The 25,263-nt window shown below is 68.0% G+C and carries 16 protein-coding genes and 1 tRNA gene; 15 read left to right on the top strand and 2 right to left on the bottom strand.

Annotated elements, in window-relative coordinates:
* Window positions 1–73 precede the first annotated feature (73 nt).
* From B4A39_RS03360 to B4A39_RS03295, 14 genes are all read left to right on the top strand, one after another.
* Window positions 74–667 carry an HD family hydrolase gene (locus B4A39_RS03360; RefSeq protein WP_292033336.1) on the top strand — a complete coding sequence of 198 codons (594 nt, stop codon included), beginning with the start codon at window positions 74–76 and terminating at the stop codon, window positions 665–667.
* Between the two features lie 8 nt (window positions 668–675).
* Window positions 676–1,638 (top strand): NUDIX hydrolase, encoded by a 963-nt coding sequence (locus B4A39_RS03355; protein ID WP_292033223.1) that lies wholly within the window; start codon window positions 676–678, stop codon window positions 1,636–1,638.
* A gap of 95 nt (window positions 1,639–1,733) precedes the next feature.
* Window positions 1,734–1,823 (top strand) — tRNA-Ser (locus B4A39_RS03350).
* 237 nt (window positions 1,824–2,060) lie between these two features.
* On the top strand, window positions 2,061–3,506 hold the full coding sequence (locus B4A39_RS03345; RefSeq protein ID WP_292033222.1) for an aldehyde dehydrogenase family protein: 1,446 nt from the start codon (window positions 2,061–2,063) through the stop codon (window positions 3,504–3,506).
* An 18-nt stretch (window positions 3,507–3,524) separates the two neighbouring features.
* A complete protein-coding gene (locus B4A39_RS03340) occupies window positions 3,525–4,289 on the top strand; it encodes a glucose 1-dehydrogenase (protein WP_292033221.1) in 765 nt (254 codons plus the stop codon).
* Complete coding sequence (gene leuB, locus B4A39_RS03335; protein WP_292033219.1) at window positions 4,273–5,394, top strand: 3-isopropylmalate dehydrogenase; 1,122 nt, start codon at window positions 4,273–4,275, stop codon at window positions 5,392–5,394. Before B4A39_RS03340 ends, leuB begins: the two co-directional genes overlap by 17 nt.
* A gap of 10 nt (window positions 5,395–5,404) precedes the next feature.
* Window positions 5,405–6,691, top strand: a complete 1,287-nt coding sequence (locus B4A39_RS03330) for an acetylornithine deacetylase/succinyl-diaminopimelate desuccinylase family protein (protein WP_292033218.1) — start codon at window positions 5,405–5,407, stop codon at window positions 6,689–6,691.
* Window positions 6,692–6,696: 5 nt separating this feature from the next.
* The gene (locus tag B4A39_RS03325) at window positions 6,697–7,266 is read left to right on the top strand and encodes a cupin domain-containing protein (RefSeq protein WP_292033217.1); all 570 of its coding nucleotides are present in this window, start codon (window positions 6,697–6,699) and stop codon (window positions 7,264–7,266) included.
* A 293-nt stretch (window positions 7,267–7,559) separates the two neighbouring features.
* Window positions 7,560–9,755 (top strand): TonB-dependent receptor, encoded by a 2,196-nt coding sequence (locus B4A39_RS03320; protein ID WP_292033216.1) that lies wholly within the window; start codon window positions 7,560–7,562, stop codon window positions 9,753–9,755.
* Window positions 9,756–9,941: 186 nt separating this feature from the next.
* Window positions 9,942–11,261 carry an aspartate aminotransferase family protein gene (locus B4A39_RS03315; RefSeq protein ID WP_292033215.1) on the top strand — a complete coding sequence of 440 codons (1,320 nt, stop codon included), beginning with the start codon at window positions 9,942–9,944 and terminating at the stop codon, window positions 11,259–11,261.
* 52 nt (window positions 11,262–11,313) lie between these two features.
* Complete coding sequence (locus B4A39_RS03310) at window positions 11,314–13,902, top strand: ABC transporter substrate-binding protein (protein WP_292033214.1); 2,589 nt, start codon at window positions 11,314–11,316, stop codon at window positions 13,900–13,902.
* Entirely contained in the window at window positions 13,899–14,753 is an 855-nt protein-coding gene (locus B4A39_RS03305; RefSeq protein WP_292033213.1) for an ABC transporter permease, read from the top strand. The genes B4A39_RS03310 and B4A39_RS03305 overlap by 4 nt, the downstream gene beginning before the upstream one ends.
* Window positions 14,754–14,755: 2 nt before the next feature.
* On the top strand, window positions 14,756–16,372 hold the full coding sequence (locus B4A39_RS03300; protein ID WP_292033212.1) for an ABC transporter ATP-binding protein: 1,617 nt from the start codon (window positions 14,756–14,758) through the stop codon (window positions 16,370–16,372).
* The gene (locus B4A39_RS03295; RefSeq protein WP_292033211.1) at window positions 16,369–17,502 is read left to right on the top strand and encodes a P1 family peptidase; all 1,134 of its coding nucleotides are present in this window, start codon (window positions 16,369–16,371) and stop codon (window positions 17,500–17,502) included. Before B4A39_RS03300 ends, B4A39_RS03295 begins: the two co-directional genes overlap by 4 nt.
* A gap of 24 nt (window positions 17,503–17,526) precedes the next feature.
* Here B4A39_RS03295 and B4A39_RS03290 read toward each other — a convergent pair whose 3' ends face one another.
* Window positions 17,527–19,992, bottom strand: a complete 2,466-nt coding sequence (locus B4A39_RS03290) for a zinc-dependent metalloprotease (RefSeq protein WP_292033210.1) — start codon at window positions 19,990–19,992, stop codon at window positions 17,527–17,529.
* Between the two features lie 34 nt (window positions 19,993–20,026).
* Entirely contained in the window at window positions 20,027–21,766 is a 1,740-nt protein-coding gene (gene ggt, locus B4A39_RS03285; RefSeq protein ID WP_292033209.1) for a gamma-glutamyltransferase, read from the bottom strand.
* Window positions 21,767–22,090: 324 nt separating this feature from the next.
* Between ggt and B4A39_RS03280 the strand changes: the two genes are divergently transcribed.
* Window positions 22,091–25,210, top strand: coding sequence for a TonB-dependent receptor domain-containing protein (locus B4A39_RS03280; protein WP_292033208.1), 3,120 nt, complete (start codon window positions 22,091–22,093; stop codon window positions 25,208–25,210).
* The last annotated feature ends 53 nt before the right edge of the window (window positions 25,211–25,263 follow it).

Raw genomic sequence — 25,263 nt, 5'->3', positions numbered from 1 at the left:
GCCCGAAGACTACGAAGACCTGGCGCCCAAGCCCAAACCCAAGACGCCCAAACCCCCGCGCGCCTGGCAGCGGATGCTGTCCGGTCGTCGTCTGGACCTGCTCGATCCGTCCCCGTTCGACATCGAGATCGAGGACATCGCCCACGGCCTGGCCCGGGTCGCGCGCTGGAACGGTCAGACCATCGGCGAGCACGCCTTTTCCGTCGCCCAGCACTCGCTGGTGGTCGAAGAGATCGCCGCCCACATCCGGCCGGGCCTGGAGCCGAAATGGCGCCTGGCCGCCCTGTTGCACGACGCCTCGGAATACGTCATCGGCGACATGATCTCGCCCTTCAAGTCGGCGCTGGGCGCCGGTTACAAGGACTTTGAAGCGCGCCTGGAAGCAGCCATCCATGTCCGCTTCCAGTTGCCGCCCAAGACGCCGCAGACGATCAAGACCCTGATCAAGAAGGCCGACCGGGCCTGCGCCTTCTATGAAGCGACGCAACTGGCGGGCTTCAACCGTCGCGAGTCGCTTCAGATTTTCGGCGCCCCGCCCGCGGGCTACGACCTGACCATCGACCCCCTGCCCGCCTCAGTGGCGCAGCAACGCTATCTGGACCGCTACCGCGTTCTGGCCGAAGCTGTCGGCATCCTGCCCGGCGCCGACGCCTGGCACACGGAATAAGGGACGGCATGACGCAAGCGGGGGGGCAGGGTTACGAGCAGGGCGTACGGATCGGCCTGTCCGCGGTGGTCATCGCCCTGCGCGAGGGCCAGGCCGTCGTCCTGACCACCCACGCCGCCGACGGCGCGCCGGCCCTGCCCTTCGGCCCGTTCGACCCGGCCCGCGACCGCACATTCGAGCTAGCCCTGCGCGCCTTCGTCACGGCCCAGACCGGCTTTCCCCTCGGCTTTGTCGAGCAGCTCTACACCTTTGGCGACGCGGGCCGCGCCTCGCCCCGCGCCACGCCCGGCCCGGATCGCGCGCGCGAGGTTTCGGTCGGCTACCTGGCCCTGACCGCTGACGCCCCTGAGGCTCCCGGCCGGGACGCCGCCTGGACCCCCGTCTTCGACATCTTCCCGTGGGAGGACTGGCGCAGCGGCCCGCCCGCCGCGATGGCGACGCTTGAACCCGCCTTGCGCGCCTGGGCCGACGGCGACGCCCGCCGCCTCGGCCGCGTCGAAACCCTGTTCGCCCTGACGCCCGAGCGTCGCTGGAACGAGGAGCGAGTGCTTGAGCGCTATGAGTTGCTCTACGAAGCCGGTCTGGTCGCCGAGTCCGCGCGTGACCACGACCGGCCCGCTCCATCGCCCACCGGCGACAAGACCGGCCTGCCGATGGCTTCGGATCACCGCCGCATCGTCGCCACGGCCCTCGGCCGCCTGCGCTCCAAGCTCAAGTACCGCCCAGTCCTGTTCGACCTGACGCCAGACACCTTCACCCTGTCGGCTCTACAGTCCGCCGCCGAGGCTGTGGCGGGGCTTTCATTGCACAAACAGAACTTCCGTCGCGGCGTCGAACGCGCCGGTCTGGTGCAGGCGACGGGCGTGTTTTCCAGCGACACCGGCGGCCGTCCAGCCGAGCTTTTCCGCTTCGTCGGCGCTGATCCGCTGGGCGGTCCCGCGCCTGGCCTGACCCTGCCCGGACAGCGCTGAAACTTTTATCGAATTTCTTCACTCGAATCGCTTGCGGCCCGCCGCGCCTTTGACTAGAGAAGCCCCTCGCTCGACCAAGCGAATATCGGCCCCGCGGAGAGGTGGCAGAGTGGTCGAATGTACCGCACTCGAAATGCGGCGTAGGTGGAAGCCTACCGTGGGTTCGAATCCCACCCTCTCCGCCACCGGCCTGTCCGGCCCGCCCCAGACATTCAACCTTGCCGCCGCCCGCTTCAGGGCCGAACGCCGCGCAAGTCCCCGATCATGATCATGATCGGGCTTTTTGATCAGAATATTGATCATCACCAACGACAAATCAGCGACTTAGGCACGCGCCATAAAGGGCTTGTTGCATAAACGATAATCATGCCCACTGACCGCGAATGGTCGCTCCGGCGAGCAGTGATGGTGAGCAGAGCTTGATGGTCGCGCCCTTTCCCACCGATCAGGTCTTCATCGGCGGCCAGTGGCGCGCGCCGGCTGGCGGCGGCGTTCTGGCCATCGACAACCCCTCGACCGGCGAACAGATAGGCGCGCTGGCGGCTGGCGGGATCGAGGACATCGACGCGGCGGTGCGCGCGGCCCAGGCTGCGCTGGACGGGGCGTGGGGCGCCAAGACGGCCGTCGAACGCGGACGCATCCTGGCGCGCATCGGCCGCGAGGTCGAAGCCCGCGTCGACCTTCTGGCGGAGCTGGAGGCGCTGGATGTCGGCAAGCCGCTGAAACAGGCGCGCAACGATGTGATCGCCCTGGCGCGCTACCTGGAATTCTACGCCGGCGCGGCGGACAAGCTACACGGCGAAACCATTCCCTTTCAGGACGGCTACACCGTCTACACCCTGCGCGAGCCGCACGGCGTGACGGGGCATATCATCCCCTGGAACTATCCGATGCAGATCATCGGCCGGTCCGTGGTGGCGGCCCTGTGCGTCGGCAACGCCGTGGTGCTGAAGCCCGCCGAACAGGCCTCGCTGACGGCGCTGGCCTTCGCCCATGTGGCCGCCGACTGCGGCCTGCCGGCCGGTGCGCTCAACGTCGTGACCGGGACGGGGGCCGAGGCGGGTGCGGCGCTGGCGGCGCATCCAGGGGTCAACCACCTCTCCTTCACCGGCTCGACCGGCGTCGGCGTGGCCATTCAGCAGGCGGCGGCGCTGAACGCCGTGCCGGTGACGCTGGAGTTGGGCGGCAAGTCGCCCCAACTGGTGTTCGACGACGCCGATCTGGACAAGGCCCTGCCCTTCCTTGTCAACGCAGGCGTCCAGAACGCCGGCCAGACCTGTTCGGCCGGATCGCGCGTCCTGGTCCAGCGCGGCGTCTATGACGAAGTGGTGCGCCGCATGGCCGAGCGCTTCCGCGCCCTGACTGTCGGCCCGGCGATGGACGACCTCGACGTCGGCCCGCTGGTTTCGAAGAAGCAGCAGGCCATGGTCGAGCGCTATATCCAGATGGGCCGCGCAGACGGCCTGATCGCGGCGCAGGCGACGCTGGGCGATCTGCCGCCGGGCGGCGCCTATGTGGCTCCCACCCTGTTCGCCGGTGTCGCGCCAGACCATCCCCTGGCCCAGGAAGAAATCTTCGGTCCCGCCGTCATCGTCATCCCGTTTGACACCGAGGCGGACGCCGTCGCCATCGCCAATGGCACGGATTACGGCCTGGTCGCGGGAGTCTGGACCGCCGACGGCGGACGGCAGATGCGGTTGGCGAAACGGCTGCGCGCCGGACAGGTCTTCATCAACAACTACGGCGCGGCGGGCGGGGTCGAACTGCCCTTCGGCGGCGTCGGCAAGTCGGGCCACGGTCGCGAGAAGGGGTTCGAGGCGCTCTACGCCTTCACCACGCTCAAGACCGTCGCGGCCCATCACGGATAACGCAAGGGAGCGGGCGACTTGGAGGGGAACAGATCGAAGCGGCTGGAGGGCAAGCGGGCGATCGTGACAGGCGGAGCGTCCGGCTTCGGCGCCGGCATCGCGCGCCGCTTCGCCGAGGAAGGCGCCCGCGTCATCGTCGCCGACCTGAACGGCGAGGCCGCGCGCGCTCTGGCGACGGCCCTGGGCGATCAGGCGCTGGGCATGACGGTGGACGTCTCCAGCGCCGCCGACGTCGCCGCCCTGGCCGAGACGGCCACCCACCTGCTGGACGGGGTCGACATCGTCGTCAACAACGCCGGCGTCGGTCACATGCCCCAGCCGCTGGACGAGCTGTCGGACGAGATGTTCGAGCGGATCACCGCCGTCAACATGCGCTCCATCTACCTGATGTCGAAAGCCTTCGTGCCCAGCATGAAGGCGCAGGGATCAGGCGCCATCCTGAACATCGCCTCGACCGGAGGGGTCAGCCCCCGGCCCAACCTGACCTGGTACAACGCCTCCAAGGGCTGGGTCATCACCGCGACCCGGGCCATGGCGGTCGAGCTGGCGCCCTTCCAGGTCCGCGTGAACGCCCTGAACCCGGTGGCGGGCGACACGCCCCTGCTGAAGACCTTCATGGGCGAGGACACCCCCGAGGTGCGCGCCAAATTCCTGGCCTCAATCCCCATAGGTCGGTTCTCGACCCCAGAGGACATGGGCGCCGCCGCCGCCTTCCTCTGTTCGGACGACGCCTCGATGATCACCGGCGTGGCCATGGAGGTGGATGGTGGCCGCTGTATCTGACCGCGCGTTCAAGCTGTTGGTTCTGCCGGGCGACGGCATCGGGCCTGAAATCATCCGCGAAACCCTGCGCATCGCCGACTGGTTCGTCCGGAACGGCGACCTACGGATCGAAACGCGCGAGGCGCTGGCGGGCGGCGCCAGCATCGACGCCGTCGGGGCTCCCATTGCGGAAGACGTGGTGGAGCATGCCCTGGCGTCGGACGCCGTCCTGTTCGGGGCCGTAGGCGGCCCCCGCTGGGACCACCTGCCGCGCGGCCAGCGTCCCGAAATGGGCATCCTGAGGCTGCGGCAGGCGCTGGACCTCTACGCCAACCTGCGCCCCGCCGTCTGCTTCGACGCCCTTCTGGACGCCTCGGCGTTGAAGCCCGAGTTGATCCGCGGCCTCGACATCCTGATCGTGCGCGAGGCGACGGCGGGCGTCTATTTCAGCCTGCCGCGGGCCAACGAGATTGATGCGGACGGCCAGCGTCGCGCCTATGACACCCAGGCCTATACGGAAGACCAGATCGCCCGCGTCTGCCGCACGGCCTTTGAGCTGGCCCGTAGCCGCCAGCGCCGTGTCTGCTCGGTGGATAAGGCCAATGTCATGGAAACGGGCGCCCTGTGGCGGACCGTGGCGACCGAGGTCGCGGCCGACTATCCCGACGTGGAGGTGTCGCACATGTACGCCGACAACTGCGCCATGCAGTTGGTGCGGCGGCCGGATCAGTTCGACGTCATCGTCACCGACAACCTGTTCGGCGACATCCTGTCGGACGCGGCGGCGGCGCTGACCGGGTCGCTAGGCCTCTTGCCCTCGGCGTCTCTGTCAGGGCTCGACAACCCCGGCCGCAGCCGCGCCCTTTATGAGCCGATCCACGGCTCTGCGCCCGACATCGCGGGCCAGGGCGTCGCCAATCCGATCGGGACCATCCTGTCCTTCGCCCTGTGCCTGCGCCATTCCTTCAATCGCTCGGACCTGGCTGACCGGCTGGAACGCGCCGTGCGCCGCGTCGTGGCCCAGGGCGTCCGAACGCCCGATATCGCGGAGGCCGGCGTCGCTCCCGTCTCCACCATCCAGATGACCGACGCGGTTCTGGCCGCGCTCGACCACCTGTCCGCATGAGGTCCGATCGATGAGCGCCCCAACAATGCAGACCGTCATGGACCTGATCGACGGGCGCACCGACGACCTGGTCGCCTTGACCCAGGACCTGATCCGCTTCCCCACTATCAACCCGCCGGGCGAGGCCTATCGCCCCTGCGCGGAATACATTGGCGAGCGGCTGAAGAAGCGCGGATTCACCGTTGAATATGTGCGCGGCGAGGGCTCGCCGGGCGACAGCGACGCCTACCCCCGCACCAATGTCATCGCCCGCTGGACAGGATCCGAGCCCGGCCCATGCGTCCATTTCAACAGCCATATCGACGTTGTCGAGGTCGGGTCCGGCTGGACCGTCGATCCCTTCGGGGGCGAGGTGAAGGACGGCCGCGTCTATGGTCGGGGCGCCTGTGACATGAAGGGGGGCCTCGCCGCCTCCATCATAGCCGTCGAGGCCCTGATCGACTCCGGCCTGCCCCTGCCGGGCGCCCTGGAGATTTCCGGCACGGTGGACGAGGAATCCGGCGGCTACGGCGGCGTCGCCTATCTGGCCGAACGCGGCTGGTTTTCCACCCCGCGCGTCGATCACGTCATCATCCCCGAGCCGCTGAACGTGGACCGGGTCTGCATCGGCCACCGCGGCGTCTGGTGGGCCGAGATCGAGACCAAGGGGCGCATCGCCCATGGCTCGATGCCCTTCCTCGGAGACTCGGCCATCCGCCACATGAATGCGGTGATGCAGGCCTTTGAGGACAAGCTCTATCCGGTCATGGCTGCTCGCCATTCCGATATGCCGGTCGTCCCGGAAGGCGCGCGCCAGTCGACCCTGAACATCAACTCGATCCACGGCGGTCAGGCCGAAGGCTTCGATGGGCTGCCCGCGCCCTGCGTCGCGGATTCCAGCCGCATGATCATTGATCGCCGCTTCCTGATCGAGGAGACGCTGGAGGATGTGAAGGGCGAGGTGAAGGCCATCCTCGACGGGCTGGCGGCGCAACGCCACGGCTTCCGCTACGAGATGCGCGATTTGTTCGAGGTGGCCCCCAGCATGGCCGACCGCGACGGTCCCGTCGCCAGCACCACCGCCGCCGCCATCGAGGAGGTGCTGGGACGCAAGGCCCAGTTCGTCTGCTCGCCCGGCACCTACGACCAGAAGCACGTCGACCGCATCGGCAAGCTGAAGGACTGCATCGCCTACGGTCCCGGCGTGCTGGACCTGGCGCACCAGCGGGACGAATGGGTCGGCATCGACGACATGACCAACTCGGCCAAGGTCATGGCCCGCGCGGCCTATGACCTGCTGACCCGCAAGCGAGGATGAGCGACATGGCCCGTGGCGATGCAGACGACGGCGACAACATCATCGGCCCGCGCCTGCGGGCGCTTCGGGATCGGCTGGGGCTTTCCCAGCGCGCCCTGGCGCGCAAGGCGGGCGTGCCGTCCAGCACGGTCAGCCTGGTCGAAAGCGGCCGCACCAGCCCGTCGGTCGGATCCCTGAAACGTCTGCTCGACGCCGCCGGCGTGTCCCTGGGCGAGTTCTTCAGCTCCGAGTTCGAAACGCCTACCAAGCACTTCTATCGCCACGATGAGCTGACGGACATTTCGCGCGGCGAGGTATCCTATCGCCAACTCGGCTCAGGGCACGACAGCAGCCTGCAGATTCTCTACGAGACCTATCAGCCCGGATCCGACAGCGGGCGGGTCATGCTGTCTCACGAAGGCGAGGAAGGCGGCCTGATCATTTCCGGGCGTCTGGAGGTCACCGTCGACGGCCAGTCGCGGGTGCTGAAGGCGGGCGACGGATACCTCTTCCCCAGCCCCCTGCCCCATCGCTTCCGAAACGTCGGCGACGTCCCCTGCGTGGTCATCAGCGCCTGCACCCCGCCCACCTTCTGATGCTGCGTTGCGATTGCTCGAAATAGTGAGCAAGCGGAATGAAATTCCCCATGAAGTCAGTCGGCTGGCCAATCAAAGAAACAGGCTTGCCGGACAGCCTAAATCGCCAGCTACTTCATGCGTGACATTTGAATGACACAGGGAGGCGGCCGAAGGTAAGGCACTGCTTGCTGCATTGCTCAATGGCCTGAGGCTGAGGATAGATGCAGGGGTGGCGGGACCTTCGTCCCGCTCACAGCCGCGACGAGATCGCTCAGAACGATCCGCGCGGTTTCATTGGGAGGGATGAGGCGATGAATCGTCTTCTGGTCAGCGTATCCGCCGGGGCGCTTGCGGCCCTGTGTTCCACCACCGCCATGGCCCAGCAGGCTCCGCCTGAGCGCGCCACGACAATCGACGAAGTCATCGTCACCGCCCAGCGACGCGAACAGGCGGCCCAGGACGTCGGCATCGCCCTCAGCGTCCTGAGCGGCGAGAGCCTGGTCCAGCAGGGCATCACCAACGTCAACCAGTTGCAGAACGCCACGCCCAACCTGGAGGTCGAGCCGGCCTTCGGCGGCGGCGCGGCGCAGTTCCGTCTGCGCGGCGTGGGCTTCCAGGACTACGCCTCGAACAACTCGCCGACCGTCGGCGTCTATGTGAACGAAGTGGCCTATCCGGTCCCGGTCATGACTCAGGGGCTGATCTTCGACGTCGATCGCGTCGAGGTTCTGCGCGGTCCCCAGGGCACGCTCTACGGCCGCAACACCACCGGCGGCGCCATCAGCTTCGTCACCCGTCGCCCGACCGAAGACCTGTCCGCCGGACTGATTTCCGAATGGGGCAGCGAGGAGCAGTTCCGCGCCGAGGGCTATGTCTCCGGACCGCTGGCCTCGACCTTGCGCGGCCGATTGGCGATCTCGACCGAGCAGGGCGGCGCTTGGCAGCGCAATCGTGACACTGGCGAGACCATCGGCGACGCGGACCGGACAGGCGCCCGCGCGCTGCTGGCCTGGGACCCGAGCGAGACCCTCTCCTTCCTGCTCGACGTTCACGGCGGGATCGACAAGTCCGAGAACCAGGCCCTGTATCTCTTCAGCAATCTGGCGACGCGCGGCGGGACCGGCCCCACCATTCCCGCCGACAAGGATCACTCCAAGACCGGCTGGGGCCTGTCGCCTCGCTTCGCCGCCTCGATCGGACGCGATGTGGACGCCAAGCCCGGTCGCGACAACTCGTCCTGGGGCACGTCGCTGAACGCCAACCTGGCGCTCAAGGGCATGAACCTGACCAGCATCAGCAGCTTCGAAACGCTGACACGCAGCGAATATGGCGACTGGGACTCCAGCGCCTCGATCGAGGCCGACACCTTCTTCGGCAGCGACGTGGACGTGGTGTCCCAGGAACTGCGGCTGTCCTCGGATAACGACAGCGCCCTCACATGGGTCGCCGGATTCTACTATTCGAAGCAGGACCTGAACGAACGCTACTTCTCGGATTTCACCGACATCTACGGCACCTACGCTCAGGTCACCTATGATCAGCAGGTCGAGTCCTGGAGCCTGTTCGGCCAGGCGGAATACGCCTTCACCGATCAGCTGAAGGCCATCTTCGGGCTGCGCTACGAAGAAGAAACCCGCGAGCTGCAGGGCTTCGGCTCCGCCTTCGGCGGCGCGACCGCCCTGCCGCCGACCAGCGTCGACACCAAGATGACGCCCCTGACCGGCAAGGCGGCGCTGGAGTTCAAGCCTTCCGACAACGTGCTGATCTATGGTTCGGCCAGCCGCGGGGCGAAGTCGGGCGGCTTCACCACCTACAACACCGGCGACCGCAGCGGCATCGAGCCCTTCAACCCGGAAATCCTCTGGGCCTACGAGGTCGGCTTCAAGGCGGATCCGTCGCGCGCCATCCAGATCAACGGCGCGGCCTACTACTACGACTACACGGATCAGCAGGTCCTGTCGGCGGTATGGGGCGCCAATGGTCCCGTCGGCCGCTTCGCCAACGCTCCGTCCTCCCACATCTGGGGCGCCGAACTCGAGGCGGTGCTGAAGCCGGCGCCGGGCCTGCGCATCAGCCAGGCGCTCAGCTACAAGAAGGGCGAGTATGACGAATACGAAGCCCTCGACGTGCCCGCCTCGCGCGCCGCCAACATGGCCGTGTTCGAGGACAAGGCGGGCGACCCGATCCTCTTCCCCGCATGGAGTTACAACGGCGCCATCTCCTACGACTGGACCGTCAGCGGCTTCGCCGTCACCGCCGAGACCAACTACTCCTATCGCGACGACTACCCGTCATGGCTGGGCGCCAAGTACGACGTCGAGGCCTACTGGCTGGCCAACGCCAGCGTGACGGTCGGGCCTGAGGACGCCAACTGGTCGGTCGCCTTCTGGGCGCGCAACCTGTTCGATCAGGAATACGACCTGACACGCAACTTCTTCACCAGCGCCGACATCGCCCAGCCGGGCCGACCGCGCACCATCGGCGTGCGGCTCAACCTCCAGTATTGAGCGCCGACGACGCAGAGGGCGGGAACCCCCTCTGCGTCGATCCGGCGAAGCTGGCGATCCGGACGCTCATGATCCTGATCGACGCCCGCGCGCGCATCATGATTTCAATGACTTGAGCCGCGCAAATAACAGTCTTTCCAGTCTTCGCCATTCAACCGCTACTGGACGCAGTGAAAGGGTGCACGCATGACCACACGGGCCGCCAACGACCTCGATCCCTTCTGGATGCCGTTCACCGCTAACCGCAGTTTCAAGGCCCAGCCGCGCCTGTTGGCCTCGGCCCGCGACATGCACTATTTCACGCCCGACGGTCGCCCTATCCTCGACGGCACGGCGGGCCTGTGGTGCGTCAACGCTGGCCACGGGCGCAAACCGATCGTCGAAGCGATCCAGCGCCAGGCCGAAATCCTCGACTACGCTCCGACCTTTCAGCTCGGCCACCCGCTGGTCTTCGAACTGGCCGCGCGTCTGGCGATGCTGTTTCCCGCCGACATCGACCATGTCTTCTTCGCCGGCTCGGGGTCTGAGGGCGTCGACACCGCATTGAAGATCGCCCTGGCCTATCAGCAAGCCAAGGGCCAGCCTGAACGCACCCGCCTGATCGGCCGCCAGAAGGGCTATCACGGCGTCGGCTTTGGCGGCATTTCGGTAGGTGGCCTTGAGAACAATCGACGCGGCTTCCCCACCCTGCCCGGCGTCGATCACCTGTCGCACACGCTGAACCTGGACGAAGCCGCCTTCTCGCGCGGCCAGCCGACCTGGGGCGGCCATCTGGCGGAAGAGCTGGAAACCCTGATCGCCGAGCACGGCGCCGAGACCATCGCCGCCGTCATCGTCGAGCCCCTGTCGGGGTCGGCGGGCGTGATCGTGCCGCCGGTCGGCTATCTGAAGCGGCTGCGCGACATCACCCGTCAGCACGGCATCCTGCTGATCTTCGACGAGGTCATCACCGGCTTCGGCCGCGTCGGCGGCGCGACGGCGTGCGAAACCCTGGACGTCATTCCCGACCTGCTCGTCTGCGCCAAAGGCCTGACCAACGGCGCGGTGCCCATGGGCGCGGTCGGGGTGCGCGGGGAGATATACGAGGCCGTGGTCAATGGCGCCGCAGCCCCCGGCATCGAGTTCTTCCACGGCTACACCTATTCCGGCCATCCCCTGGCCGCCGCCGCCGGTCTGGCGACGCTCGACGTCTATGAAGGCGAAGGCCTGTTCCAGCGCGCCACGGACATGGCGCCCTATTGGGAAGAGGCGGTCCACGGCCTGAAGGGCCTGCCCCACGTCATCGACATCCGCAACCTGGGCATGGTCGCCGCCGTCGAGTTGGCCCCGCGTCCCGACGCGCCCGGCGCCCGCGCCACAGAGGTCTTCCACCGCGCCTTTGACGAAGGCCTGCTGATCCGGGTCACCGGCGACGTCATCGCCCTGTCGCCGCCCCTGATCATCAGCCGCGAACAGATCGACGAACTGGTCGGACGGCTGGCCGACATTCTGCGAAACACGCCCTGACGCCGTGCGCGATTTGGGCGATGCTGCATCATCAACCGGGAAGCGAGGCTGCGTGAAGCGAGGCTGGGGGCGTCAGGCATGGAATCGGCTGGGCCGCACGCTGCTGGCGGCGACGCTGCTGGTCGGCTTGACCGTCCTCGCGCCCACGCACGGCGCTGAGGCCGCCCCTGTCCGCGACCGCCTGGTGTTGGGCCTGCCGCTGGAACCGCCCAACCTCGACCCGACCTCGGGCGCCGCGGCAGCGGTGGACGAAGTGGTGTACGGCAACGTCTTTGAGGGCCTGACCCGGCTGACCCAGAACGGCGCCGTCGCCCCCGCCCTCGCCGAGTCGTGGGAGGCCGCGCCCGACGGCCTGACCTGGACCTTCCATCTGCGGCGCGGCGTCACCTTCTCGGACGGCTCGCCCTTCGACGCCTCGGTGGCGAAGTTCGCTCTGGATCGCATCACGGCCGAGAGCTCCACCAACGCCCAGAAGGCCCTGTTCGAGCCAATCCGCAACATCGAGGTTGTCGATCCGGCGACGCTGCGCATTCACCTGTCGCGGCCGATGGCGACCCTGCCCTACGTTCTGGCCTGGGGCGACGCAGTCATGGTCTCGCCCGGCAGCGCCGCGACCAACGCCGTCACGCCGGTCGGCACCGGCCCGTTCAAGCTGCAGGGCTGGCAGCGCGGCAGCCAGCTGACCCTGATCCGCCGCGACGGCTACTGGGGGACGCCCCCCCGCCTGAACACCGTCGTCTTCCGCTTCATCAGCGACCCGACCGCCGCCTTCGCCGCCGTCAGCGCCGGCGACGTGGACGCCTTTCCCAACTACCCCGCGCCCGAAAACGTGGCCCAGTTTCAGCGCGACCCGCGGTTCCGCGTCGTCGTCGGCGCGTCCGAGGGCAAGGTCATCCTTGGCATCAACAACACCAGGGCGCCGTTCAACGACGTGCGTGTGCGCCGCGCCCTGTCCTACGCCATCGACCGCGACGCCCTGATCCAGGGCGCCATGTTCGGCTTCGGTCAGCCCATCGGCAGTCACTATTCACGTCAGGCGCCGGGCTATGTCGAACTGACCGGCCTCTATCCGCACGACCCGGCCAAGGCGCGCGCCCTGCTGGCCGAGGCGGGCTATCCAAACGGCATCGACGTCACCCTGCGCCTGCCGCCCCGCCCCTACGCCCGGCGCAGCGGCGAGGTGTTGATCTCGCAACTGGCCCAGGCGGGCATACGCGCGAAGATCGAGAATCTGGAATGGGCCCAGTGGCTGGATCAGGTGTTCAAGCGCCGCCAGTTCGACCTGACCATCGTCGAGCACGTCGAACCGATGGATTACGACATCTATGGCCGCAAGGACTACTATTTCGGCTACGACAGCCCCGCCTTCGACGCCCTGTTGGCCCAGGTCAACGCCGCCCCGGACGAGCCGGCGCGCAACCGCCTGCTGGGCGATCTGCAACGCCGTATCGCCGACGACGCGGTCAACGGCTTCCTGTTCCAGTCCTCGCGCATCGGCGTGTGGAAGGCCGACCTGAACGGCTTGTGGATCAACGGCCCCATCGCCGCCAACGACGTCACCGGGGCCTACTGGACCGGCGCGGGGGCTGCGTCCGCCGCTGCCACCGAACGCGCGGGCGGCGGCCTGCCTTGGGGCTGGATCAGCCTGATCGCGGGCGTCGCCCTGCTGGCCTTCGTCGCCTGGCGCTTCAGCGCGGCCTGGTTGCTGAAGAAGCTGGGCGGACACGCCCTGACCCTGCTGGCGGCCACCGTCGTCATCTTTCTGCTGCTGCAGGTCGTGCCTGGCGATCCGGCCGCCTACATGATGGGGCTGAACGCCAGCCCGGAGTCCATCGCCGCCCTGCGTCAGCAGATGGGTCTGGGGGGCACAGGTCTCGAACGTTACCTCGCCTGGCTGGGCGACCTGCTGACCGGAAAGTTCGGGACCAGCTACACCTATCAGGTGCCGGTCGGCGGCCTGATCGCGGAGCGCCTGGCCGTCTCCGCGCCGCTCGCCCTGATGGCCACCATCCTGTCTCTGGCCGTCGCCCTGCCCATCGGCGTCACCGCCGCCAGCCGCAGGGGAACCGCTATCGACACCGGCCTGATCGGCGTCACCCAGGTCGGCGTCGCCCTGCCGAACTTCTGGATCGCCATGCTGCTGATCCTGCTGTTTTCAGTGAACCTGGGCTGGTTCTCGGCCGGCGGTTTCCCCGGCTGGAGCGCCGGCTTCTGGCCCGCCTTCAAGGCTTTGATCCTGCCCGCCGTGGCTCTGGCCGCGCCGCAGGCCGCCATCCTCGCCCGCGTTCTGCGCACCGCCCTGCTCGACACCATGAGCGAGGACTATGTCCGCACCGCCCGCGCCAAGGGCCTGAGCGTCAATCAGGCCCTGTGGCGACACGCCCTTAGGAACGCCTGGATCCCAGTCCTGACCATCCTTGGCCTTCAGTTTCCCTTCCTCTTGGCAGGCGGCATCATCATCGAGAACGTCTTTTCCCTGCCCGGCCTCGGCCGTCTGGTCTTCCAGGCCATCACCCAGCGCGACCTGATCGTGGTGCAAAGCGTGGTGGTGGTGCTGGTCTTCGCCGTGGTCCTGGTCAGCTTCCTGATCGACCTGGCCTATCTGTTCGCCGATCCGCGCCTGAGGGGACGCCGCGCATGACCGACGCCCCCGCCGTCCCCGTCGCGAAGCCCCGCGTGCGCTGGCCCCTGTCCCTGATCGTTGGCGCGATGCTGACCGCCGTGGTGCTGGCCACCGCCCTGCTGGCCTTGGTCTGGACGCCCTATGACGTAGAAGCGGTGGACATCGCCGCCAAGCTGACCGCCCCCTCCGCCGCCCACTGGACGGGCACGGATCACTTCGGTCGCGACGTCCTGTCGATGATCATGGCCGGCGCGCAGAACTCCCTGATTGTGGCCTTCGTCGCCGTTGGCATCGGCGTCGGCGTCGGCACGCCGCTGGGTCTGACGGCGGCGGCGCGCGGCGGCTGGATCGACGAACTGGTCATGCGCGGCAACGACCTGATCTTCGCCTTCCCGGCCCTGCTGCTGGCCGTGATGATCACCGCCGTCATGGGACCGGGCGCGATCAACGCCGTCATCGCCATCGGCGTCTTCAACATCCCCGTCTTCACCCGCGTCGCGCGTGGCGCGGCGCAAGGGCTATGGACCCGCGAATACGTCCTGGCCGCCCGCACGGCGGGCAAGTCGAAAGCCCTGATCTCGCTCCAGCACATCCTGCCGAACCTGATGAGCCTGCTGGTCGTCCAGGCCGCGATCCAGTTCGCCGTTGGCATCGTCGCCGAGGCGGGCCTCTCCTATGTCGGCCTTGGCGCCCAGCCGCCCGCGGCCAGCTGGGGCCGGATGCTGGCCGAGGCCCAGACCATGATCGGCTTCGCGCCGTGGCTGGCCATAATGCCCGGCCTCGCCATCTTCGTGACCGTGCTGGGCCTCAGCCTGACCGGCGACGGCCTGCGCGACCTGTTCGACCCGCGCGTGCGGCGGGAGCGTTGAGCATGAGCGTCCTCGACATCCGCGACCTCAGCCTGTCGATCAGTTCGACGCCGATCCTGAAGAACGTCAGCCTGTCCGTCGCCCCCGGCGAAATCCTCGGCCTGGTCGGCGAGAGCGGCTCGGGCAAGTCGATGACCGCCTTGGCCGTGCTGGGCCTGACGCCGCCGCGCGCGACCATGACCGGCGAAATCCGCCTGAACGGCCAGCTTGTGTCCGGCGCCCCCGACGCCGCCCTCCAAAAGGTGCGCGGCCGCGACGTAGGCGTCATCTTCCAGGAGCCGATGACGGCCCTCAACCCCGTCATGACCATCGGCGATCAGGTCGCCGAAACGGTGCGCCTGCACAAGAAGGTGTCGCGCAAGGAGGCCCTCGCCGTCGCCCGCGCCGTGCTGGACCGCGTCGGCCTGCCCGCCGAGCGCTTTCCCCTGTCCCGCTATCCGCACGAGCTGTCAGGAGGCCAGAGGCAGCGCGTCGCCATCGCCATCGCCATCGCTCTGACGCCCAGGCTTCTGATCGCGGACGAGGCGACGACGGCGCTGGACGTGACGACGCAGGCTCAGGTTCTGGACCTGCTGAAGCGGCTGGTGCGCGAGGACGGCATGGGCCTGATCCTCATCACCCACGACCTGGCCGTCGTGGCCGAAACCGCCGACCGGCTAGCGGTGATGAAGGACGGCGAACTGGTCGAGGACGCCCCCGTCGCGCGCATCCAGACCGGGATGACGCATCCCTATTCGCAGCGCCTTTTGGCCAATGCTGTCCATGCCCCTACCCGCCGCAGCCGCCCACAGACTGACGCCGCCCCCGTGCTTCAGGTCGAGGGTCTGGTCCGCGAATACGGCGGCGCGCCTGTCCTGTTCGGCAAGTCCAGGTCCTTCCGCGCCGTCGATCAGGTCAGCCTGTCAATCCAGCCGGGCGAGAGCGTCGGTCTGGTCGGCGAGAGCGGCTGCGGCAAGTCCACCCTGCTGCGCGCCATCCTGGCGCTGGAGGCGCCGCAGGCGGGCCGCGTCCGGGTCAAGGGCCGCGACATCACCGCCGCACGCGGCGCCGCGCTCAAGACCATCCGTCGCGACATCCAGGTGGTGTTCCAGGACCCCTACGGCAGCTTCGATCCGCGCTGGAAGGTCAGCGATCTGGTGGCCGAGAACTTCCACCTATTGGACGCCAAGCCGTCGGCCGCCGAGGCCCGCCGCCGCGTCGATGAAATGCTGGAACGCGTCGGCCTGAACAGCGCCGCCGCCGACCGCTACCCGCACGAATTCTCGGGCGGCCAGCGCCAGCGCATCGCCATCGCCCGCGCCCTGATCACCGAGCCCTCGGTCATCTGTCTGGACGAGGCGGTGTCGGCCCTGGACGTCTCGGTCCGGGCCCAGGTGCTGGACCTGCTGGCCGATCTGTCGGATCGCCTCGGCCTGTCCTACCTCTTCGTCACCCACGACCTGACCGTGGTGCGGACCGTGACAGATCGTCTGCTGGTCATGCAGGCCGGACAGATCGTCGAACAGGGCGAGACCTCCGCCGTCTTCGCCGCGCCTTCGCACCCCTATACGCAGAAACTTCTGGCGGCGACGCCGGATCTGGTCCGCAATCACGCTCTGGAAAAGGAAACCGCCGGATGAACCGTAGAACCGTCCTCGGCTCGGCCCTGATCGGCGCCGCCGCCTCCGCCGCCGGCGTCGCCAGCGCCAGACCGGCAGCGCAGTCCGCCGCCCGCGCCCAAAGCCAGGCTTCGGGCCGCACCGGCCCGCTGAACCTGATCACGGATGTCGAGGGCATTCAGATCGGTCAGGCCCATGACGCGGGCGTCCGTACCGGCGTCACCGTCATCCTGGCCGAAAAGCCCGCCGTCGCCGCCGTGGACGTGCGCGGCGGCGGTCCCGCCGGGCGCGAGACCGACGTGCTGAAGCCCGAAAACCTGGTGCAGGAGGTGGACGCCATCGTCCTGTCGGGCGGGTCGGTTTACGGTCTGGCCTCCGGCGACGGCATCGCCGCCTGGATGGGTATGCGCGGACGCGGCTACGGCATGGGCGGCGCGCCCGGTGTGCCGCCCTCGCCCATCGTCCCGACCGCCTGCCTCTATGACCTGGCCAATGGCGGGAACAAGAACTGGGAAATGGATCCCCCCTATCGCCGCCTCGCCGTCGAGGCGCTGGAGGCGGCGGGCGACCGCTTCGACCTCGGCACCGCCGGCGCCGGCTATGGCGCCGAGGCGGGCGCGCTGAAGGGCGGCATCGGTTCGGCCTCCGCCCTGATGGCCAACGGCTGGACCGTCGGCGCCATCGTGGCGGTCAACAGCGTCGGCGCCGTGGTGGCGCCGGGCGGCAAGACCTTCTGGGCCGCGCCGTTCGAGATCGGCGACGAGTTCGGCGGCATGGGCTCGGCCGGCCTCGCCGCCTCGGCCGAGGACTGGGGCCTGTCGAAAGGCCGCGCCCGTCCGCGCGAAAACACCACCATCGCCTGCATCGCCACCGACGTGGCCCTGACCCGCGTGGAGTGTCAGCGTCTGGCGATCATGGCCCAGGACGGCATGGCCCGCGCCATCCGCCCCAGCCACGCCCCCTTCGACGGCGACACCCTGTTCTGCCTGTCGACCGGCAAGAAGGTCATCGACAACCCGGCCATGCGTCAGGTCGCGGTGGCGCAGCTCGGCAATGTCGCCGCGGACGTGCTGGCCCGCGCCATCGCCCGCGGCGTCTATCACGCCGCCAACTACGAAGGTCAGACCGGCCAGACCTGGCGGGAGCTGTAAGCCCTCGCCCGGCGGCTGGGGGATCTACAGCCAGTCGTCGCTGCCGATCGGGGCGCCGGGGGGAATGGGCTGAACCGCCCGCTCCCCTTCGGTCAGGGCTTTCAGATCCTCGACCGGCCCGGTCAGCAGCCCGCCCAGATAGGCGCACTGGGCCGTCTCCAGCCGGTCGCCACGGCAGCGTTTCAACTGCTCGCCAAAGCGCCGCGCATGGTCTCGCACCACGCCTTGGGCCGTCGACGACAGGTCCTTGCCCTGGATCAGGGTCGCCAGACCGGCGACGTAACGCGCGCGCACCGCACGACGCAGCTCCATCTGGCGCGGACTGAGCGCAACGCCGCCGCCAACCGTCGCCGCCACGCGATCCAGCGTCTCGGGCAGGCCCAGTTGCCCCTCATCGCGACGCTGCTGCTCGACCAGGCGGTTCAGACGTTCGGGCGCCAGCAGGGATTCGAACACCACCTCCGAGGCCGTCGCCGCCGCCGAGGACGGGTCGAACACGGCGTCGGTCTTGCCCGCAAACAGTTCGATGTCGGTCTGGCGATCACTATTGCCTGACTGACCCGACGACAGCAGGTCGATCAAGAGATCGCGCAGATCCAGCGCCTCGGGCGACAGGGCCTGCATCAGGGCGCCCAGCGCCGCGCGCTGGCGTTCGGCGGGCACGACCTCCGCGGTCTCGTTCCCATCGCCCTTGACCGCATAGCGGTAGTCCACCCCCGCGATCAGGCGCGCCACCGCCGTCGTCTGATAGCGGTGATAAAGGTAGATGGGCACGATCACCCTTTGCAGGTCCGCCGCCGCCGCGCCGTCGGGGATGTTGTCGAGGCCGAAACGGTCCAGCGCGATCTTGCGCACCGCCATGACGTTGGCGAACTCGGCCACCGGATCCGTCCCGTTGTCCCACATGGCGCTGTAGGGCTGGGCCCCGCCCAGCGCCCGCGTGTCGCTGTCCGAAACGAAGCGATACCCCTTGGCCTGAGAGTCGGCCGCCAGGGCGGCGCGGCGTGCGACCGGATCCTGCCCCGGCGCGTCCCCATACAGCCAGTCCACCACGTATCGGTCCCAGGCCCCGACCCCGGTCGTATAGGCGCGACTGAAGTCCAGACGATCGCCGTCAGCGATCACCCAGGGGGCCGGATAATCCATGACCGAGGCGCGATCCTCATAGGTCGAAGCGGCGAAGTTGTGAGCGATGCCCAGGGCGTGACCGATCTCGTGCGCCGACAGGTGGCGCAGGCGCTGATAGGCCAGACGGTCGGGGTCGTCCTCGCCCCCCGTGCCGCTGCGGTCGGCGCCGACCAGGCCCTCGAAGATCATCTTGTCCTGACGGTCCCGCAGCGAGCCCAGTTGCACCACCCCTCGCACGATCTCTCCGGTGCGCGGATCATTGACGCTGGTGCCCGTGGACCAGCCGCGCGTCTCGCGGTGGACCCAGGAAACGATGTTGTAGCGCGCGTCCATCGGGTGCGCGCCCTTGGGCAGCAGCTCCACGCGAAAGGCGTCCACGTAGCCTGCGCGATCAAAGGCTTGCGCCCACCAATTGCCGCCGTCGATCAAGGCCTCACGGATGGCTTGGGGCGCGGCGCGGTCCACATAGAAGACAATGGGCTTCTTCACCGTCGAGCGCGCGGCGGTCGGATCGGTCTTCTCCAGACGGAAGCGGCGCGCCAGACGGCTGACCACCGGCTGATCCAGATCGGCGGCGAAATCCGTCACCAGAATCTGGGCCGAGGTGCCGGAGCGCGGATCGTGCGGCACGCTGACGAACCCGTCGTCGGGCAACCGTATGAAGGAATGGCGCACGGCGATGGTCACCGAGCGGGGATCCGGCGCCACCCGCGACAACTCCATGCCCGGTTCGTCGCTGGTGAAAGTCTGGACGCTCTGGAACTCGACGTTGTCGGGGAAGACCAGGGTCTGATCGAGATCGAGATAGCCCAGCGTCGGCGCCGCCTTGAACGTGCCCTGCCGCCCGCGCTTCAACCGTGCGGCGGCGTTGACCGCATCGCGTTCGAGAAAGCTGGACAGGTCCACCGTGACCGAGCCGTCGGCGTGGGTCTCGGCGACATCGGTCGCCCAGATCACCGACGGGGCGAACGAGGCCGTCACGGCGTTCTGCTGGTCCGCCCCGGCGCCGACGGCGCGAAAGCGGTTGTTCTCGAACCGCGCCAGAACGCGGTTGCCGACCTTCTGGAAGGCGATGATCTGGGTCTGGCCCAGACCCGAACGGTCCAGCCCGACCCCGTCCATGCCCAGACCCGCAGACAGGCCGGGCTGATAGAGGTAGCGGCCCAAAACCCCGCCTTCGTCCGGCGCCGGCAGTCGCACCAGAACCTTGCCCTTCTCGCGATCCACACGGACGCCGAACGGCCCCTCCTGGAAGGCGGCGCTCGCAGCGGGACGCCCGCTAGCCGTCTGAGCCATGACGGGCCCGGCGCCCGCGACCAGAACCAGGCTGGCGACGCTCGCCAGCAGAATTTCGCGCACCATAGGCCGCCCCCGCGGTTGACTGAAACTGAACGGCTTACTGGACGCCCAGCGCCAGGGCGTCGGGCCGACGCGTGTCCGCCGCGCCCAGGAATCGATCGCCCTCGATCATGATGGACTGGGTGCTGCCCATTGTCATGGATGGACGAACGGTGTGGCCGCGCGCCTCCAGCAGGCGTTCGACGTCGGGCGAGAAGCCGCCCTCCAGTTCCAGCGGACTGTCGCCGCCGCCCTGGTTCAGGCGCGGGCGCATGGCCGCCTCGGCGATGTTCAACTGATGGTCGATGACGTTGGAAATCAGCTGCACCATGGTGGCGATGATGTAGCCGCCGCCCGGCGTGCCGGTGACCAGCCAGGGCTTGTCGTCATCGAACACGATCATCGGCGTGATGGTCGAGCCCAGACGCTTGCCCGGCGCTGGCGAGTTTGGCTCGCCCCGCGTCCCCCACGAGAAGTTGTCGAGCGAGTTGTTCAGCAGGATGCCGGTCCCGACCGGGGCGACATGCGCGCCATAGGAGTTGGACAGGGTGTAGGTGTTCGACACCGCATTGCCGTGAGCATCGGCCACCGAATAGTGGGTCGTGTCCTGGCTCTCATACGGATAGGGGTTGCCCTCCGGGATGTCGGCGGCGGCCAGCGAACGATCCATCTGGATCAGTTTGACCCGTTCGGCGGCGAATTCCTTGCTGGCGAGACCTTGCGCGGGCGTCGTCCACTGCGGCGCGCCTCCGATCAGGCGGCGGTCCGACGAGACGATCTTCATCGCCTCGGAAATCAGATGCAGGCTGTCGACGCTGCCCCAGCGCAGTTCGCGCATGGGGAAGTGCTCCAGCAGGTTCAGCCCCTCGGCCACGCTGACGCCCGAAGCGGTCGGCGGCATGTAGGCGATGCGGTGATCGCGATAGGTGGACCAGATCGGCGCGGTCACGTCGGCGCGGTAATCGGCCATGTCCTGCGCATCCATGATGCCGCCGCGCGCCTGCACGCCCTCGACGATCTTCTTGGCCAACTCGCCGCGATAGAAGGCGTCTGCTCCGCCCTGCTGCACCTGACGCAGGCTCCACGCCAGTTGCGGCTGCTTGAACAGTTCGCCCGCGCGATAGGGCGTGCCGTCGGCCTTCAGATAGGCTTCGCGCGCGCCGGGGTCGGTGGCCAGAACCGTGGCGCGGCCGGCGGTGGCGTCCGCTTCGCCGTCCGACAGGATCACGCCGTCCTCGGCCAGCTTGACCGAAGGCGCCACTACCTGGGCCCAGGTCAGGGCGCCGAACCGCTTGTGCGCCTCCCACATGCCCGCGACCGTGCCGGGCACCGAGACGTTTCGGAAGCTGGAGGGGGCGCGGCGGTCGAACTTGCCGCTGTCGTCCAGCAGGAAGTCCGGCGTCGTGGCGCGCGGCGCCGTGCCGTAATAGTTGATGGCGATGTCCTGGGCCGGGCGGTCCGCCGTCGCCGCCATGTGCACGATCATATAGCCGCCGCCGCCGATATTGCCCGCGCGCGGCAGGGTCACCGCCTCGGCGAAGGCCACGGCCACGGCCGCGTCCACGGCGTTGCCACCCTGCTTCAGGATATCCACCCCGACCTGGGTCGCCAGCGCGCTCTGGCTCACCACCATGCCGCCCCGCCCGATCGTCGGGCTGTGGATCTGGCCGTAGTTGACGATGTCGCCGCCGCTGCCGACCGCTGGCCGGGTCTGGACCGGGGCCTGCTGCGCCAGGGCGGGCGCCGCCGCAATCAAGGCCGCCGCCGCGACCGCCAGAACTGTCAGATGAGAACGCATAGCCACCCCGTCACAATTCGCATGATTTCATCCGACGACGGGACGAAAGCTTAAACTCACATCACATGCCGACGCATCTGATCGAGCGATAGCATTGCTCAAATGACGAACTCAAGGGTGATTAAAAGTGATTACCTTGCCCATTATATTGAATAACAGCAATATTTAACCTGAAACGGTTGACGGCGGGATTGTGTCCGTTTCTAGTCCTGACTGAGGGGAAAGCTCCGGGTCAGACGCAGTTCACTTCAATCGCGCATTCCGGGACGGACGCCTCGCGCCTGAAAAACCGCCGCCAAGCGAACATCGGGGATGCCGGGTTCGATGACCACCAACGGGGACTACCAGACCATGCGTGAAGCCTTCGCTCGTCGAAGCCTGAAGACGGCCATGTTGGCCACCACGGCGTTGTTCGGCGCCGCCACGGGCGCCGTCGCCCAGGACGCTCAGGAGCCGCAGGCCACACAGGTCGACGAGATCGTCGTCGTCGGCTCGCAGATCCGCGGGGCCAAGGTGACGGCGGCCCTGCCCGTGTCCGTGGTCAACGAAGAGCAGATCCTGGCGGTCGCCGCGACGTCGGGCGACGACCTGATGCGGTCCATTCCCCAGATGGGCGACGTGACGTTCAACTCGGCCTACCTGCCGGCCAGCTCGAACTCGGCGCGCGGCGACACCAGCTCGGTCAACCTGCGCAGCCTCGGCATCGGCAACACCCTGGTGCTGCTGAACGGCCGTCGCGTCGTCGGGCACCCGACCAGCCAGGCCAACGAACACCTGGTCCCGGTTCTGACCTACAACACCAACGCCATTCCGGTGACCGGTCTGCGGCGCCTGGAGGTGCTGCGCGACGGCGCTGCGGCCATCTACGGCGCCGATGCGGTGGCTGGCGTGATCAACACCGTACTGCGCGACGACCTGAACGGCCTGACCGTCTCGGCCCAGTACGGCGGGGCCGAAGGCACCGGCATGCGTGAAACCAACTTCAGCGCCTATGGCGGTCGCGACTTCAACGACGGACGAGGCAATCTCTCGGCCTTCCTGAACTATGACCATCGCACCGAACTGTCGACGACGGATCAGGACTACACGGCGTCGCTGGACAAGCGCCCGTTGTTCGCCGGCACCGGCTATGAAACCGCCACCACGCTTAACAGCCGCTCGTCCCTGACGGCCTGGGGCCTGTTCCGCCCCACCGGCGGCACGGTGCGCCTGCCCGGCGCCACGTCCAACCTGACAGCCTTCAGCACGCAACCGTCGAGCTTCGCCGGCTGCAGCGCCGCGCTGGGCTCCGGTCTGTGCCTCAAGTCCGGCACCGCAATCGATTCGCGCCTCTATTCGGACTCGGCCGCCCAGGGCGTCAGCGTCATGCCCAAGGTCGAACGGCTCAACGTCTTCCTGAACGGCAAGTATCGGCTGAACGACAGCGTCGAGGCCTTCGGCGAGCTGGGCTATTATCAGGCGGAAACGACTGCCTATCAGGCGCCGATCAGCACCCTGTCGTCGATCGTCCTGACCATTCCCAAGACCAATTTCTACAACCCGTTCGGGGCCACAACCCTGCCGGGGGGCGCGGCCAATCCCAATCGACTGCCAGGCATCACCGCCCCCGCCGGCGGCGTCGACCTGCTGCTCAGCGGCTATCGCTTCGACGACCTCGGCCCGATCGAGGTCAACGTCACCAACAAGCAGTACCGCGTCCTGGGCGGCCTGCGCGGAGAGTTCGCCGGCTGGGACTGGGAAAGCGCCCTCCTTTATTCCGAGGCCAGCGCCGAGGACATCAGCGACAACGTCTCGACCACGGCTCTGCAGAAGCAGCTCGCCCTGTCGACGCCCGACGCCTACAACCCCTTCAACGGCGGCGATCTGAACAATCCCAGCTTCGGCGACGGCACGCCTAGCAGCCAGGCCGCGCTCGACGCCATCCGCCAGAAATTGCGGCGCTACACGGAAACCAGCCTGGCGCTGTGGGACTTCAAGGTGTCGCGCCCCGATCTCTTCACCCTGCCCGCCGGCGACCTGGGCATGGCGGCCGGCGTCGAAGCTCGTCGCGAGACCCAGCTGGACGACCGCGACGCCCGGATCGACGGAACCATCACCTTCACCGACGCCTCGGGCGCGGTCTATGGCGACCTGATCAACTCGTCGATGAACCCGGACACCGAGGGCGACCGCACGGTCTACTCGGCCTACGCTGAACTGGCCGTGCCCATCATCTCGCCCGAGATGAACATCCCGTTCGTACGAAATCTGGAAGCCCAGATCGCCGGTCGTTACGAGCACTATTCGGACTTCGGCGACATCGCCAAGCCCAAGGTCGCCGTGGCCTGGGACCTGGCCGAAGGCCTGCGGCTGCGCGGTTCCTGGGCCCAGGGCTTCCGCGCCCCCAACCTGGAGCAGATCAACGCCAGCATCGTCACCCGCTCGAACAGCAGCACCGACTGGACCTATTGCGAGGCGCTGACCCGGCGCACCGCGATCGCCGGCCTGGGCAGCTGCGTCAGCCCGACGATCCGCCCCGGCTTCTCGGACGCCGCCTCGGTCAACACCGCCCGCATCCGCCGCAACGTCGCCGAGCAACGCGCTGGCAACCCCGACCTGCAGCCGGAAGAGTCCGAAACCCTGTCGTTCGGCACGGTCATCCAGCCCGACTTCACCCCGGCCCAACTGGGCGACTTCACCATCACGATCGACTGGTGGAACGTGAAGCAGACCGGCATGGTCGGCGTCTTCCGCGGTCAGAACGCCCTGACGCTGGACTACCTGCTGCGCAAGCAGGGCAGCTCCAATCCGAACGTGGTCCGCGCCGCGCCGACGCCGGAAGACGTAGCCATCTTCGCCGGCACCGGCCTGCAGGCCGCTGGCGAAATCCTCTACGTCAAGGATCTGTACGACAACCTCCAGCCTCAGGAAGTCGAGGGTGTCGACCTCGGCGTCATGTGGAGCCTGCGCGGCACCCGGATGGGCGACTTCAACGTCAATCTGAGCGTCTCGCACCTGCTGAAATACTATCTGGAGCCCTCGCCGGGCGTTCAGGCCCTCATGGAGGCCAAGGCCCGGGGCGAGATTGATCCGGTCGTCGCCTTCAGCGGCAGCGCGGGCGATCTGGTCCGCTCGGGCGGGCGTCCCGAGTGGAAATGGTCCGGCACGGCGACCTGGCGCTATCAGAACATCACTGTCGGCGCCTACACCACCTACATCGGCAGCGTCGATCAGGACACGCTCACCAACGCCGCCGGCGAGGTCTGGACCGTCGACTCGCAGATCACCGGAAACCTGTATGGCGAATACGAGTGGGAAGACGGCCGCATGAGCGGAACCGCCATCCGCATCGGCGTGCGCAACCTGACGGACGAGGCGCCGCCTCTGGCCGTGGACGGCTACCTCGGCACCGTTCACCAGCCCTACGGCCGCTACTGGTACGCCAGCGTCCGCAAGTCGTTCTGACCTGACGAACCGATCCAGGGCGGGAGGCGCGACGTCGCCTCTCGCCCTTCCGA

It is taken from the genome of Brevundimonas sp. UBA4553, from assembly GCF_002387245.1.
GTDB lineage: Bacteria > Pseudomonadota > Alphaproteobacteria > Caulobacterales > Caulobacteraceae > Brevundimonas.
Note: the sequence above shows the minus strand (reverse complement) of the source record. Positions and strands in the feature narration are given on the sequence as shown.

Excerpts from the sequence above, each read along its gene's own strand:
- B4A39_RS03305 (WP_292033213.1), top strand. The coding sequence starts at position 13,899 with ATGACCGACGCCCCCGCCGTCCCCGTCGCGAAGCCCCGCGTGCGCTGG.
- B4A39_RS03345 (WP_292033222.1), top strand. The coding sequence starts at position 2,061 with ATGGTCGCGCCCTTTCCCACCGATCAGGTCTTCATCGGCGGCCAGTGG.
- B4A39_RS03300 (WP_292033212.1), top strand. The coding sequence starts at position 14,756 with ATGAGCGTCCTCGACATCCGCGACCTCAGCCTGTCGATCAGTTCGACG.
- ggt (WP_292033209.1), bottom strand. The coding sequence starts at position 21,766 with ATGCGTTCTCATCTGACAGTTCTGGCGGTCGCGGCGGCGGCCTTGATT.
- B4A39_RS03290 (WP_292033210.1), bottom strand. The coding sequence starts at position 19,992 with ATGGTGCGCGAAATTCTGCTGGCGAGCGTCGCCAGCCTGGTTCTGGTC.
- B4A39_RS03320 (WP_292033216.1), top strand. The coding sequence starts at position 7,560 with ATGAATCGTCTTCTGGTCAGCGTATCCGCCGGGGCGCTTGCGGCCCTG.
- B4A39_RS03330 (WP_292033218.1), top strand. The coding sequence starts at position 5,405 with ATGAGCGCCCCAACAATGCAGACCGTCATGGACCTGATCGACGGGCGC.
- B4A39_RS03295 (WP_292033211.1), top strand. The coding sequence starts at position 16,369 with ATGAACCGTAGAACCGTCCTCGGCTCGGCCCTGATCGGCGCCGCCGCC.
- B4A39_RS03280 (WP_292033208.1), top strand. The coding sequence starts at position 22,091 with ATGACCACCAACGGGGACTACCAGACCATGCGTGAAGCCTTCGCTCGT.
- B4A39_RS03355 (WP_292033223.1), top strand. The coding sequence starts at position 676 with ATGACGCAAGCGGGGGGGCAGGGTTACGAGCAGGGCGTACGGATCGGC.
- B4A39_RS03325 (WP_292033217.1), top strand. The coding sequence starts at position 6,697 with ATGGCCCGTGGCGATGCAGACGACGGCGACAACATCATCGGCCCGCGC.
- B4A39_RS03360 (WP_292033336.1), top strand. The coding sequence starts at position 74 with ATGCTGTCCGGTCGTCGTCTGGACCTGCTCGATCCGTCCCCGTTCGAC.
- B4A39_RS03315 (WP_292033215.1), top strand. The coding sequence starts at position 9,942 with ATGACCACACGGGCCGCCAACGACCTCGATCCCTTCTGGATGCCGTTC.